Annotated in this window: 9 protein-coding genes; 4 read left to right on the forward strand and 5 right to left on the reverse strand. The window is 69.6% G+C overall.

All coding sequences use genetic code 11. The features are described 5' to 3' along the window. From ACFOW8_RS24775 to ACFOW8_RS24795, 5 genes are all read right to left on the reverse strand, one after another. The gene (locus ACFOW8_RS24775) at window positions 1-822 is read right to left on the reverse strand and encodes an ABC transporter permease (protein ID WP_378553873.1); all 822 of its coding nucleotides are present in this window, start codon (window positions 820-822) and stop codon (window positions 1-3) included. After that, window positions 819-1,775 (reverse strand): ATP-binding cassette domain-containing protein, encoded by a 957-nt coding sequence (locus tag ACFOW8_RS24780; protein ID WP_378553875.1) that lies wholly within the window; start codon window positions 1,773-1,775, stop codon window positions 819-821. Before ACFOW8_RS24780 ends, ACFOW8_RS24775 begins: the two co-directional genes overlap by 4 nt. Then, window positions 1,772-3,028 (reverse strand): glycosyltransferase, encoded by a 1,257-nt coding sequence (locus ACFOW8_RS24785; RefSeq protein ID WP_378553876.1) that lies wholly within the window; start codon window positions 3,026-3,028, stop codon window positions 1,772-1,774. The genes ACFOW8_RS24780 and ACFOW8_RS24785 overlap by 4 nt, the downstream gene beginning before the upstream one ends. 2 nt (window positions 3,029-3,030) lie before the next feature. Continuing rightward, window positions 3,031-4,461 carry a condensation domain-containing protein gene (locus tag ACFOW8_RS24790; RefSeq protein WP_378553877.1) on the reverse strand — a complete coding sequence of 477 codons (1,431 nt, stop codon included), beginning with the start codon at window positions 4,459-4,461 and terminating at the stop codon, window positions 3,031-3,033. A 247-nt stretch (window positions 4,462-4,708) separates the two neighbouring features. Beyond that, entirely contained in the window at window positions 4,709-5,383 is a 675-nt protein-coding gene (locus tag ACFOW8_RS24795; RefSeq protein ID WP_378553878.1) for a TVP38/TMEM64 family protein, read from the reverse strand. A gap of 155 nt (window positions 5,384-5,538) precedes the next feature. Here ACFOW8_RS24795 and ACFOW8_RS24800 point away from each other — a divergent pair, with 155 nt between their 5' ends. The 4 genes from ACFOW8_RS24800 (at window position 5,539) to ACFOW8_RS24815 (ending at window position 13,495) form a co-directional block, all read left to right on the forward strand. Beyond that, entirely contained in the window at window positions 5,539-7,410 is a 1,872-nt protein-coding gene (locus ACFOW8_RS24800) for a methylmalonyl-CoA mutase family protein (protein ID WP_378553879.1), read from the forward strand. Next, window positions 7,410-9,674 (forward strand): methylmalonyl-CoA mutase, encoded by a 2,265-nt coding sequence (gene scpA, locus ACFOW8_RS24805; protein ID WP_378553880.1) that lies wholly within the window; start codon window positions 7,410-7,412, stop codon window positions 9,672-9,674. Before ACFOW8_RS24800 ends, scpA begins: the two co-directional genes overlap by 1 nt. Window positions 9,675-9,738: 64 nt before the next feature. Then, window positions 9,739-10,833: a methylmalonyl Co-A mutase-associated GTPase MeaB gene (meaB, locus tag ACFOW8_RS24810; RefSeq protein ID WP_378553881.1), complete on the forward strand. Its 1,095-nt coding sequence runs from the start codon at window positions 9,739-9,741 to the stop codon at window positions 10,831-10,833. 148 nt (window positions 10,834-10,981) lie between these two features. Further along, window positions 10,982-13,495: a (Fe-S)-binding protein gene (locus tag ACFOW8_RS24815; protein ID WP_378553882.1), complete on the forward strand. Its 2,514-nt coding sequence runs from the start codon at window positions 10,982-10,984 to the stop codon at window positions 13,493-13,495. Window positions 13,496-13,560 lie beyond the last annotated feature (65 nt).

Below are 13,560 nucleotides of genomic sequence, written 5' to 3' on the forward strand. Positions count from 1 at the left end.
TCATCGGGAACGGAGAGTACGCACGGTCAAGGGCGCGAAGACGGCGACGACCGCCAGCGAGGCGACCAGCGACCAGCACGCATCGGCGCCGAGCGTGCCCTCGGCAGCCAGCGTGCGCACCGCCGAGACCAGGTAGGACACCGGATTGAGGTCCGACACGTGCCGCATCCAGGTCGGCATGGCCGACTCGGGAACCAGGGCGTTGGAGGCGAAGCCGAGGAAGGTGAGTACCAGCATGCACATGCCCTGCACGGCGGCGGGCCTGGCGACGGTGGCACCGATGAAGGCGAACAGCCAGCTGATCGCCGTCGTCGCGCACACCACCAGCGCCGCACCGGCCAGGAAGCCGCCGGGGTGCTCGGGCCGGTAGCCCATGCCGAACCCGACCAGTACCACGGTCGTCGCCGCGATCAGATAGCGCACGGTGCCTGCCAGCAACGCCCCGGCAACGGGGGCCGAGCGGGCGATCGGCAGGGCGACGAACCGGTCGAACACCCCGGAGTGGATGTCCTCGCACAGCTGGACACCCACCGCCACCGACGAGGTGAGCACGATCTGCACGAGCACGCCGGGAATCATCAGCGGCAGATAGGCTTCCATGCTGCCCGCGATGGCGGTGCCGAAGATGCTGCCGAACAGGATCGGCCCGACGATCGGCAGCGCGATGGCGTCGTAGAGCAGCTGCGGGCTGTGGCGGAAGGTGAGCAGGCCGCGCCAGGCCAGCAGCAGCGCGTGCCACAGGGCGGTGCCGGGGCCGACTCGTGTCACGCGCGGCGCGCGCGTGACACCGGTGGGAGCGGGTGCGGCGGTGAGGACGGTCATGACACCTCGACCCGGTCGCCGACACGGCCGGTGAGCGCGAGGAAGACCTCGTTGAGGTCGGGCCGTTCCACCGCGAATCCGCGCAGCTCGATACCCGCTGCCCGGCAGGCGGCCACGATCTCGGCCCCGACGGCGGTCTCGCGCAGCGCCACGGTGAGCGTTCCGGTGGCCGACCCGGTCGGCACGTCGCCGGTGAGGTCGACGATCAGCGCTTCGGCGCGCCGCAGGTCGACGCGATCGGGGATGTCGAGCCGCAGCACCTGCTCACCGACCGAGGACTTCAGCTCGCCCGCGGTCCCCTCGGCGACCAGCCCGCCACGGTCGATCACCGCGATCCGGTCGGCCAGCGCGTCGGCCTCCTCGAGGTATTGCGTGGTGAGCAGCACCGTCGCGCCACGCTCGACGAGTCCACGCACGATGCCCCACATCCGGTCCCTGGTGTGCGGGTCGAGACCGGTGGTCGGCTCGTCGAGAAAGATCAAGGGCGGCACCGTGATCAGCGTCGCGGCCAGATCGAGGCGCCTGCGCATCCCGCCGGAGAAGGTCGACACACTGCGCCGGGCGGCCGCCGTGAGCTCGAACTCCTCGAGCAGTTCCGCGCTGCGCAGCGCCGCGTCCCGGCGTGACAACCCGAGCAGGCGGCCGAACAGGCGCAGATTCTCCGCGGCGGTGAGGGTTTCGTCGACCGAGGCGTACTGCCCGGTGAGCCCGATCATCGACCGCACCGCGGTGGCCTCACGCACCACGTCGAACCCGAACACTTCGGCGTTGCCGCGATCGGGCCGCAACAGTGTCGCCAGCATCCGCACGGTCGTGGTCTTGCCCGCGCCGTTCGGGCCGAGCAGGGCGAACACCGAACCGGCGGCGATCTCCAGATCTATGGCGCCGACCGCGGTGAAGTCGCGGAAGGACTTGCCGAGTCCGCTGGTGCGGACGGCGAGGTCGGTGCTCACTGGAGCCTCCCGGCATGGTCGTAGCAGGAACTCGGAAAGGTCGCGAGGACAAGGGCTTCCACCTCGTCCGCGGCGCGGGCGAGCCCGTCGGTGGGGAACCGGCGGGCATACTCGGTGGCCCGCGCCGCCAGGGCAGGGTCGGCCACCCGGTCGAGCAGCGCGGACAGCTCGGCGGCGCGCAGGCCGTGGACGCGGCGAGTGACCGCCAGCCCGCGCCGTGCCAAGGCCTGTCCCCAGTACGGCTGATCGGCCTGCACCGAGCAGATCACCTGCGGCACCCCGGCGCGCAGCGCGGCCGCCGTGGTCCCGGCGCCGCCGTGATGCACGGCGGCCAGGCAGCGGGGCAGTACCGCGGCGTGGTCGACCTGGTCGACGATCGCCACCTGGGCCGACAGTTCCGGTGCGATCCCGGCCCAGCCCGCCGCGAGCAGTAGTCGCACGCCGCGTCGCTCGCACACCCCGCGCAGCATGCGCACCAGCGCGGCCGGGTCCTCGACGGCCATCGATCCGAAACCCACGTAGAGCGGCGCGGGACCCGCGGCGAGCCACCCGTCGAGCGCGGAATCGGCCGGGCAGGCGAGGATCGAGCCGGGATCGACGGCGAAGCCGGTGATCGGGTGCCGCCGCGGCAGCTCATCCGCCAGGCCGGGAAACAACCCGGCGTCGTAGGCCTGGATCGAGACCCGGCCCGGCAGTGGGTGTTCCACGATCCCGAAGTCGGCGAACGGCGCGGCCAGTGCGGCATCACGGGCTCGGCGCAGCCCGGACCAGATCCACCGGTTCAGGCCGCCGGGCACCCGGTGCCCCCACGGTGTCGGCAGCACCGGCACGGCACGATTCGGCACGATGGGGAAGAAGTGCACCGCCGCAAGCGGTATCCCGACCCGCCGCGCCACCTTCTCCGCGGCCTCCTCGCCGGCCATTCCGGTGACCAGCACGTCGTGGCCGGGTGCGAGGGTGAGCAGATCGCGCACCGCCTCGGCGACGCCACGCCGCTGCAGGTCGAGGACGGCTCGCCAGCGCTGCCGTGGACTCGGGCTGCGGAAGCGGCGATCGGCGTGCTGAGTGCGCAGCAGTTCGGCACTGTCGCAACCGAAGCCGACGGCGGGGATACCGTGCGCGGTGGCGAAGCCGACGAGGTTGGGTGCGAGCGCCAGCGTCACCGTGTGGCCGCGCGCGCGGAGTTCACGGGCCAGCAGCAGGCCGGGCTGGGCATCGCCGCGACTTCCCGTGAAGGCCAGCAGCACGCGCATGTTCAGCCCGCGCTCATGGCCGCCTGCGCGGCACCGGCGACCGGGACGGCGTCCTCGGCCGGTGCGGACAGCGCGGTGACCGCGTAGATGGCCCTGGCGAAGGCGAGCAGGAAGCGATCCATCACCTCGGCCGGCAGCCCGGCCGGATAGCGGGTGGAGACATAGAGTCCGTCGGGGCCGCGCACGACCCAGAAGTAGACCTCGTCGGTGGAGTACGAGACCGCGCGTAGGGTACGGCCGCGCAGGTCGGCGACCAGTTCGTAGTCCGGCAGCATGCGGATGTCGAGGAACGAGGCACCGAAGGTGGGGCCCTCGAGCGCACCCGCCATGGCCAGCGATCGCCCCCAGGAGGCGTCGTTGCACAGGTGGGCTCGTTTGAGCGCGGCTCTGGTGACCGCGAGCGCGGCGCCCATCTCGGCGTCGGCGGGCAGGGTGATGTCGACCGGAACCACATTCACGAACCAGCCCATCGATTCGAGCCAGCTCAGATCGGGCCTGGTGGCGATCGGCATGATGGTGCGGAACCGGTTGTCGCCGAACACCTCCCGTGACGCCATCGCGAGCGCGGCGAATACCGTCACCGAGAGCCGGTGTCGGTGGGTGTCCAGCGCCGCCTCGACCTCCTCGAGTTCGGCGAGGCTCAACAGCGTGCGCGAGACGCTGGGCTGGGCGTGCTCGCCGTCGAGCGGGACGACCAGCCCCTCGGCGAAGCGTGGCATCGGTGAGCCGGGCGTGCCGACGAAATCGCGCCAGACCGCGACCGCGGGGGAGTCGGGGGTGAGGTCCTCGGCGGCGGCGCGCTCGATGGCGGCGTAGTCGGCGGCGCTGCCGAAGGTCGCCGAATCACGGATCTCGCCGCCGGTGCGGACCGCGGTGTAGAGGGTGCGCAGTTCGAGGATGAGCACGGCCTGGGAGTAGGCGTCGAGCACGGAATGGTCCGCGCCGACCAGCACGGTGAAATCGTCGGTGTCGTGCGCGACGGTGGCCACCAGCAGATGCGGCCACACCAGCGGTGACAGGCGTAGTTCGAGTGTCTCGCAGAGGAACTCGTTGATCCGGTCGCCGTCGGTGAGGTCCTCGACCCCGACCGCAGCCAGTCGCACCGTGCCGGGATCGGTGGTGATGCGGTGGTACTCGCCGTCGCCGTTCGTCGAGACGGTGGTGCGGAACCCCTCGTGGCGGTCGTGCCAGAGTTCCAGCGTGCGGGCCCAATCCTGGTGGTCGAGCGGGGCGTCCATCTCGAACACGGTGCCGATCCAGCGGCCACGTCCCGGTCGCGGGTCCTCGGGGTCGAGGAAGCCGAGGTACTGGGAATGCACGCTGGCCAGCGGGCGCTCGTCGTCGTACCAGCGGCCGGGTCCGTCGATCTCGGGCGTCCAGACGGTGAGGGCGCCGTCGCGGATCTGGAAGTCGGAGAGATGGGTGTATTCCATCGGGTCACCTCGGGTGGGTACATGCCGGAACGGCGAACGGGAAGGGCGGTGCACGCGGGGGCGTCACCGGGTGTTGCTCTGGATCCCGCACCGGATGTAGCTGGCGAACCCTGGGCTACCGCCGAGTCTATTGCCTCGGCACTTTTCTGAAACAGCGGTTCTTCACAATTTGCCGATGTGAAGAACCTCACCCCATTTTGTCGGCGGATCGCCAGCGTAACCCGGTGCCCCTGAAGTAAGGGGCAGATCAGGCGCGAATCGCCTCGGGCTCGGCTGCCGGTGCCGACACCGGCAGCCGCGCGTCGATCACCAGGCCGACCAGGCCGAGCGAGAGGCAGACGGCCGACACGGTGATCGCGATCGGGTCGGTACCGCCCGCCAGGGACCCGGCCAGGACCACCGTCGCGATCGTGCCCGGCGCCGAGCCGGCGACCGTCGCGATCAGATAGGGCAGCACCCGCACCGACGACAGCCCGCAGCAGTAGTTGACGACCGAGAACGGTGCCATCGGGATCATCCGCAGCGCCGCGACCGCGAGCCAGCCCCGCTGCGCCAACCTGCTATCGATCGCGCGGACCGCCGGATGGTTCAGGTGCCCGGCGACCCGATCGCGGCCGAGCGCGCGAACACCGAGCAGGGCGATGGTCGCGCTCACCCCGCTCGCGCTCAGCGCGAGCACCGAACCGAGCACGGGACCGAACAACACCCCGCTGGTCACGGTGAGTACCGTGCGCGGCACCGGCGCGACGGCGACGAGGGCGTAGAAGACGAAGAACAGCACCGGAAGCAGCGGTCCAGCCCCACCGGCCCACTCCCGGATCTGCTGCGGACCCGGCAGCGGCGCGGTCGCCGCAACCGCGAACAGTGCGACGATCCCGGCCAGTGCCAGCAGCACGCGCGGGGAGCGGATCAGTCGGAGCACCGGGCAAGCGTACCGGCCGGTAGGGGATGGCCCGGGCGAGGTGACAGGCTGTCACAGTTAGCATCGACAATGGAACCGGACATCTCACCGGTTCGCCTGAGCACCCGCCCGGCTCGCTGAGCTGGGCGAACGCGTTGGAAGAGAGAACACCAGCTATGCCGATTGGTTCAGAGTCCGGGACGGGACTCGCACCGGATCCGGTGCCCGAGTACGCCGCCTGGCGCAAGGGTGTGGCAGGCGTGCTGGCCAAAGCGCGACGGGTCGATGCCGCCGAACTTCCCGACGAGCCCGAGCATCTGCTCGACGAGACCACCTACGACGGGCTGACCATCGCCCCGCTCTACACCCGCCGCGACGAGCTGCCGGAGCAGCCGCTGCCCGGCACCTTCCCCTATGTGCGTGGTGGCAGCGCCACCCGCGATCCACAGCGGGGCTGGTTCGTCGGCGCGTTCGCAGGTACCGGGGATGCCGAGGCCACCAACCGGACGATCCTGACCGGCCTGGAGAACGGCGTGAGCGCGGTCGCGCTCGGCGTCGGCGCCCACGGTGTCGCGGTCGCCGACATCCCGGTGGCGCTGCGCGGGCTGCTCTTCGAGCTCGCACCGCTCACCCTGGTCGCAGGCCCGGATGTCACCGCCGCGGCGGCGCGGGTGTACGAGGTGCTCGACGGCTACGCGCTCACCGATCGCGCGCAGATCCAGGTCGGTCTCGGCGCCGCCCCGCTCACCAGCGCTTTCAGCGGCGCAGCCGATATCGACCTGGATACCGCACTCGCCATGGCCGCCGGGTCGATCGCCAGGCCCGAGACCGTCCGGGCGATCACGGTGGACGGCATCGCCTTCCACAACGCGGGTGCCGCCGACGCGCAAGAGGTGGGCGCCGCCGTCGCGGCGGGCTTGGCCTACCTGCGCGCGCTGACCGCCGCCGGGGTCGACATCTCCGACGCCTTCGGCCAGCTCGAATTCCGCTTCGCCGCCACCGACGACCAGTTCGCCACCATCGCGAAATTCCGTGCCGCCCGGCGGCTCTGGGCCAGGGTCGCCCAGGTGTGCGGCGCGTCCGCGTTCGGTGCAGCACCGCAGCACGCCGTCACCTCGGCCGCCATGATGACCCAGCGCGACCCGTGGGTGAACCTGCTGCGCACCACGCTGGCCGCCTTCGGCGCCGGTGTCGGCGGCGCCGACTCGGTGACCGTGCTGCCGTTCGACTCCGCGCTACCCGTGGGCGAGCTCGGGGTGTCGGAGTCGTTCTCCGAGCGCATGGCACGCAATATCCAGCTGCTGCTGCTCGAGGAGTCCCGCCTCGGCCACGTCCAGGACCCGGCCGCGGGCTCCTGGTACGTCGACGCGCTGACCGACGAACTCGCCGCCAAGGCGTGGGAGTTCATGCAGGAGCTCGAGGCCGCAGGCGGCTACCAGGCCGCGCTGGAGTCGGGGCTGATCGCCGCGCGGATCGCCGAGACCGCTGCCGCGCGTGGCTCCGACATCGCCCACCGTAAGACCGCCGTCACCGGGGTCAACGAGTTCCCGAACCTGGCGGAGGCGCCGCTGTCGGAGCAGGCCCGCGCCGAGGCTTCGGCCGTGCGCTACGGCGCCGCGTTCGAGGCGCTGCGCAACCGGTCGGACGCGTTCCTCGCGGCCACCGGTGCCAGGCCCAAGGCCCTGATCGTGCCGCTCGGCCCGGTCGCCGAACACAACGCGCGCACCATCTTCGCCGCGAACGTGCTGGCCTCCGGCGGGATCGAGTCGGTGCATCCGGGGCCGCTCACCGTCGACGGGATCGCCGCCGCCGCTACCGATTCCGGTGCGCCGATCGCCGTGCTGTGCGGCGCGGACAAGCGCTACGGCGAGGAGGCGGGCGCCGCGGTCGACGCGCTGCGCGCCGCAGGCATCGCGACCGTGCTGCTGGCCGGACCGGAGAAGGCGGTCGCGCGGTACAGCGGGACCCAGCGTCCCGACGGATATCTGACCCTGCGCATCGACGCGGTCGCGGTGCTGTCACAGCTGCTGGAGAAGGTGGGAGCCTGATGACCAGATCCGAGATCGAGCACCGGATCGGCAGTTTCGCCGAGGTGCCGCTCACCGAGCACGCGCCCGCGGCCGCCGCGGTGGACGAGGCGCAGGTGCGCGAGTTCGTCGCGCAGGCCGCCACGGCCAACCAGACCACCGCCGACGAGCTCACCTGGGCCACCCCCGAGGGCATCGACGTGCCGCCGGTCTTCACCAAGGCCGACCGGGATGCCGTCGTCGCGCAGGGCTATCCGCTCGACACCGTGCCCGGTGTCGCACCGTTCCTGCGCGGTCCCTATCCCACCATGTACGTCAACCAGCCGTGGACCATCCGCCAGTACGCGGGCTTCTCCACCGCCGCGGACTCCAACGCCTTCTACCGCCGCAACCTGCAGGCCGGGCAGAAGGGCCTGTCGGTCGCCTTCGACCTGGCCACCCACCGTGGCTACGACTCCGACCATCCGCGTGTGCAGGGCGACGTCGGCATGGCGGGTGTGGCGATCGACTCGATCCTGGACATGCGCCAGCTCTTCGACCAGATCCCCCTGGATCAGGTGTCGGTGTCGATGACCATGAACGGCGCGGTGCTGCCCATCCTGGCGCTCTACGTGGTCGCCGCCGAGGAGCAGGGCGTGACGCCGGCACAGCTGGCCGGAACCATTCAGAACGACATTCTGAAGGAGTTCATGGTCCGCAACACCTACATCTACCCGCCCAAGCCCTCGATGCGGATCATCTCCGACATCTTCGCCTTCACCAGCGCCGAGATGCCGAAGTTCAACTCGATCTCCATCTCCGGCTACCACATCCAGGAAGCCGGAGCCACCGCCGATCTGGAACTGGCCTACACCCTCGCCGACGGTGTGGAGTACATCAGGGCCGGGATCGCGGCGGGTATGGACGTGGACAAGTTCGCCCCGCGCCTGTCGTTCTTCTGGGCCATCGGCATGAACTTCTTCATGGAGGTCGCCAAGCTGCGCGCCGGACGGCTGCTGTGGAGCGAGCTGGTGTCGAAGTTCGAGCCCAAGAGCGCGAAATCGCTGTCGCTGCGCACCCACTCACAGACCTCCGGCTGGTCGCTGACCGCGCAGGACGCCTACAACAATGTGGCGCGCACCTGCATCGAGGCGATGGCCGCGACCCAGGGACACACCCAGTCGCTGCACACCAACGCCCTCGACGAGGCCCTCGCGCTGCCGACGGACTTCTCCGCCCGCATCGCCCGCAACACCCAGCTGCTGATCCAGCAGGAGTCCAACACCACGCGCCCGATCGACCCGTGGGGCGGGTCGTACTACGTGGAGTGGCTCACCCACCAGCTCGCCGAGCGGGCGCGCGCCCACATCGCCGAGGTGGAGGCGCACGGCGGGATGGCGCAGGCGATTTCGGAGGGCATTCCGAAGCTGCGCATCGAAGAGGCCGCCGCTCGTACCCAGGCGCGCATCGACACCGGCCAGCAGCCGGTGATCGGCGTCAACAAGTACCAGGTCGAGGAGGACCACGAGGTCGAGGTCCTCAAGGTCGAGAACTCGCGGGTGCGCGCCGAGCAGATCGAGAAGCTGGAACGGCTTCGCGCGGAACGGGATCCGGCCGCCGTCGCGGCGGCGCTGGACAACCTGACCCGCGCCGCCGCCTCGTCCGAGGGCGGGATGGCGAACAACCTGCTCGCCCTCGCCATCGACGCCGCCCGCGCCAAGGCCACCGTCGGTGAGATCTCCGACGCACTGGAGAAGGTCTACGGCCGCCATCAGGCCGAGATCCGTACCCTCTCCGGTGTGTACCGTGACGAAGCAGGCAAGGCCTCCAATATCGGCGCCGCCATCGCGCTGGTCGAGGAGTTCGCCGAGGCCGAGGGCCGCCGCCCGCGCATCCTGGTCGCCAAGATGGGCCAGGACGGCCACGACCGCGGCCAGAAAGTGATCGCCACCGCCTTCGCCGACCTGGGTATGGACGTCGATGTGGGTCCGCTGTTCCAGACCCCCGAGGAGGTGGCGCGCCAGGCGGCCGACAACGACGTGCACATCGTCGGTGTGTCCTCGCTGGCCGCGGGTCACCTCACGCTGGTGCCCGCCCTGCGGCAGGCGCTGGCCGATGTCGGCCGCCCCGACATCATGGTCATCGTCGGCGGTGTCATCCCGCCCGGTGACTTCGACGAGCTGTACGAGGCGGGTGCCGCCGCGATCTTCCCGCCCGGCACCGTCATCGCCGACGCGGCCATCGACCTGCTGCGCAAGCTCGGCTCCTCGCTCGGGCACGAGATCGGCGGCGGCAGCCAGGGATGATCGGTCAGCGCCCGCAGCTCCGCGGCACCTCGGCGAGCGCCCGAGCACGCCGAGAGGGAACCGCATGAGTACCGCGGCCAGGGGAACCGGGGATGCCGCGGCGCATCCCCGGCTCGGCACCACCGCGGGCACCGGAGCGCCGCGCAACGACGGGCGGCCTGTCGCGCGTGCGGTGCGGACCATCGACGTCGACACGCTCGCCGACGACATCCGCGCCGGACAGCGTGCGGCGCTGGCCCGCGCCATCACCCTGGTGGAGTCGACCAGGGCCGATCATCGCGAGCTCGCCCAGCGCCTGCTGCTGCGGCTCGGGCCCGAACCCGGTGCGGTGGTGTCGAACCGGGTGGGTATCACCGGTGTGCCGGGGGTCGGCAAGTCGACCTTCATCGACGCGCTCGGGATGTACCTGCTCGGTAAGGGGCATCGGGTGGCGGTGCTGGCCGTCGACCCGTCCTCCACCCGCACCGGCGGGTCCATCCTCGGCGACAAGACCCGCATGGCCCGGCTGTCGCTGGAAGCCGACGCGTTCATCAGGCCGTCACCGACCGCGGGCACGCTCGGCGGTGTCGCCAAGGCCACCCGCGAGACCATCGTGCTGCTGGAGGCGGCGGGCTACGACGTGATCCTGGTGGAGACCGTCGGTGTCGGCCAGTCCGAGGTGACCGTCGCCGGTATGGTCGACGTGTTCTGCTTCTTGACGCTGGCCCGCACCGGTGACCAGCTGCAGGGGATCAAGAAGGGTGTGCTGGAACTGGCCGAGCTGGTCGCGGTGAACAAAGCCGATGGCAAGCACGAGATCGAGGCCAAGGCGGCGGCCAGGGAACTGTCCGGCGCGTTGCGCCTGATCCACCCGCACGACGCGCTCTGGCGGCCACCGGTGCTCACCATGAGTGGCCTCGAGGGTGTCGGCCTCGACAAGTTCTGGGACACCGTCCTCGAGCACCGCCGGGTGCTCACCGAGGCGGGGGAGTTCGCCGAGAAGCGGCGCCGTCAGCAGGTCGACTGGACCTGGACGATGGTGCACGACCAGATCCTGCGCCGCCTCACCGACAATCCGAACGTGAAATCCGTACGCGCCCAGGTGGAGTCGGCCGTGCGCGCGGGCACTCTCACCCCGGCCCTCGCCGCCGAACAGATCCTCGACGCCTTCGACGCCTGAGCCGCGTTCGCGGGTTGGTGGTCGGTGTGAGCGCAACCCTTCCGTAGCCCGCCCTTCGCGTGCTACGTTCGTTCCCAGATTAAGTTACCGGCCAGTAACAACGTGAGTGTTGTTGCTGGCCCGTGCTTCTGGGGACGGGGAGTGGACTGTGAGTACCGCGACAATCGCACTGGGGATCATCGGCATCGCCATCACCGCGTTCTGCTGGGGCACGCTACTGGTCGGAGTGACCCGGATGATCCGGGTGCTACGGGCGGGGCAGCCGGACCTGCCGCGGTGGCGTCCGGTACTGCCCCGGTTGCGGACCGTGGCGGTCGAGGTGGTGGCGCACACCAGGATGAACAAGTTCCGTACCGTCGGCTGGGCGCACTGGCTGGTGATGGCCGGGTTCCTGCTCGGGATGGTGTTCTACTTCGAATCCTATGGGCAGACCTTCGATCCGGGGTTCTCCTGGCCGCTGATCGGTGACACTTTCGGGTATCACCTGGCCGAGGAGGTACTCGGGCTCGGCACGGTGCTCGGAATCGTGACGCTGATCGTCATCCGGCAGCGCAACCATCCACGGCGGCCCGAGCGGTTGTCCCGGTTCGGCGGGTCGAATTTTCTGGCGGCGTACCTGATCGAGGGCATCGTGCTCGTCCACGGAATCGGTGATGTGCTGGTCAAGGCGGCCAAGATCGCCACCTACGGCGGTGGGCACCTGTCCAGCGATCTGGTGACCATGCAGGTCGCGAGGGTTCTGCCGGCGAGTCCGCTGCTGATCTCGGTCTTCGCGTTCGTGAAGATGCTCGCGGGAGCGGCGTTCCTGTACCTGCTCGGGAAGCGGCTCACCTGGGGTGTGGCCTGGCACCGGCTGTCGGCGTTCGTGAACATCTACTTCAAGCGTGCGGCCGACGGTGGCGTGGCCCTCGGCGCGGCCAAACCGATGATGTCGGGCGGCAAGATCCTCGATCTGGAGAATGTCGACCCCGATACCGACACTCTCGGTGCGGGCAGGGTGGAGGACTTCTCCTGGAAGGGCCTGCTGGATTTCACCACCTGCACCGAGTGCGGTCGCTGCCAGTCCCAGTGCCCGGCCTGGAACACCGGAAAACCGTTGTCGCCCAAGCTGTTGATCATGTCGCTGCGTGACCATACCTATGCGAAAGCGCCGTATCTGCTCGCCGGTGGAACCGAGATCTCCGAGGCCGCGCGGGCTGAGGCGGAGCGTCCGCTGGTCGGTGGTGAAGATGTCAACGGTGTGATCGATCCCGAGGTGCTGTGGTCGTGCACGAGTTGTGGTGCGTGTGTGGAGCAGTGTCCGGTCGATATCGAGCATGTGGACCACATCATCGATATGCGCCGCTATCAGGTGTTGATCGAGTCGGAGTTCCCGTCCGAGCTGGCCGGGTTGTTCAAGAACCTGGAGAACAAGGGCAATCCGTGGGGTCAGAACTCCAAGGACCGTTTGAACTGGATCTCCGAGGTCGATTTCGACATTCCGGTGTTCGGTAGGGACGCCGACAGTTTCGACGGCTACGAGTACCTGTTCTGGGTCGGTTGTGCCGGTGCGTATGAGGACCGTGCCAAGAAGACCACCAAGGCTGTGGCCGAGCTGCTGGCTACCGCGGGCACCAAGTTCATGGTGTTGGGTGCGGAGGAGACCTGCACCGGTGACTCGGCGCGGCGTGCGGGTAACGAGTTCTTGTTCCAGCAGTTGGCGATGCAGAACATCGAGGTGATCAACTCGGTGTTCGAGGGTGTGGAGCAGTCGCGCAAGAAGATCGTGGTGACCTGTGCGCATTGCTTCAACGCGCTCAACAACGAGTACCCGCAGGTCGGTGGCACTTACGAGGTGGTGCACCACACGCAGTTGCTGAACCGTTTGGTGCGGCAGAAGAAGCTGGTGCCGGTGGCGTCGGTGTCGCAGAACATCACCTACCACGATCCGTGCTATCTGGGTCGGCACAACAAGATCTACAACGCGCCGCGTGAGCTGATGGAAGCCTCCGGGTCGACGTTGGTCGAGATGCCGCGCCACGGCGAACGGTCGATGTGCTGTGGTGCCGGTGGCGCCCGGATGTGGATGGAAGAGCAGCTCGGTAAGCGCATCAACGTCGATCGTGTCGACGAGGCGCTCTCGACGAATCCGACCAAGATCGCGACCGGTTGCCCGTTCTGCCGGGTGATGCTCACCGATGGGGTGACCGCCCGTCAGGAGCAGGGTCAGGGCGAGGGTGTCGAGGTCGTCGATGTCGCGCAGTTGATGCTGGACTCGATCTCCCGGGTCGATGCGGCGGAGTTGTCGGCGAATCTGCTGGTGGTGCAGGAACCCAAGGCTGAACCCGCACCCGAACCCGAACCGGAGCCTGAGTCGGCGCCTGTGGCGCAGGCGGCTCCGGCTGCGGCGAAGGCGGCTCCGACCGGTGGCGGTTTGGGGATGAAGGGTGCCGCGAAGGCGCCCGGTGGTGGTCTCGGCATGAAGGGCGGCGCCAAGGCACCGGGTGCGAAGGCACCCGGGGCGGACGTCCCAGCCACGGCAGCGGCACCGGCCCAGACGCCTGCGGCCGCGTCGGAGTTCAAGCCGACGGTCGCGGCCAAGGGCCTGACCATGAAGTCGGGCCTCAAACGCCCCGGCGCCACGCCCTCCGGCCTCACTCCTGCGCGGCCGGACGAAATCTAGACAGGCCGGAGGAGGGTATCGCGTCTCATCCGGTGCGGCCGTGCAGCCAGCGCCGGTAGCGGCGC

This window comes from Nocardia rhizosphaerae, assembly GCF_042650365.1.
Classification (GTDB): domain Bacteria; phylum Actinomycetota; class Actinomycetes; order Mycobacteriales; family Mycobacteriaceae; genus Nocardia; species Nocardia rhizosphaerae.

Bases quoted from the DNA above. Each gene is read 5' to 3' on its own strand.
- ACFOW8_RS24790 (WP_378553877.1), bottom strand. From the start codon at position 4,461: ATGGAATACACCCATCTCTCCGACTTCCAGATCCGCGACGGCGCCCTC.
- ACFOW8_RS24800 (WP_378553879.1), top strand. From the start codon at position 5,539: ATGCCGATTGGTTCAGAGTCCGGGACGGGACTCGCACCGGATCCGGTG.
- meaB (WP_378553881.1), top strand. From the start codon at position 9,739: ATGAGTACCGCGGCCAGGGGAACCGGGGATGCCGCGGCGCATCCCCGG.
- ACFOW8_RS24775 (WP_378553873.1), bottom strand. From the start codon at position 822: ATGACCGTCCTCACCGCCGCACCCGCTCCCACCGGTGTCACGCGCGCG.
- ACFOW8_RS24785 (WP_378553876.1), bottom strand. From the start codon at position 3,028: ATGCGCGTGCTGCTGGCCTTCACGGGAAGTCGCGGCGATGCCCAGCCC.
- scpA (WP_378553880.1), top strand. From the start codon at position 7,410: ATGACCAGATCCGAGATCGAGCACCGGATCGGCAGTTTCGCCGAGGTG.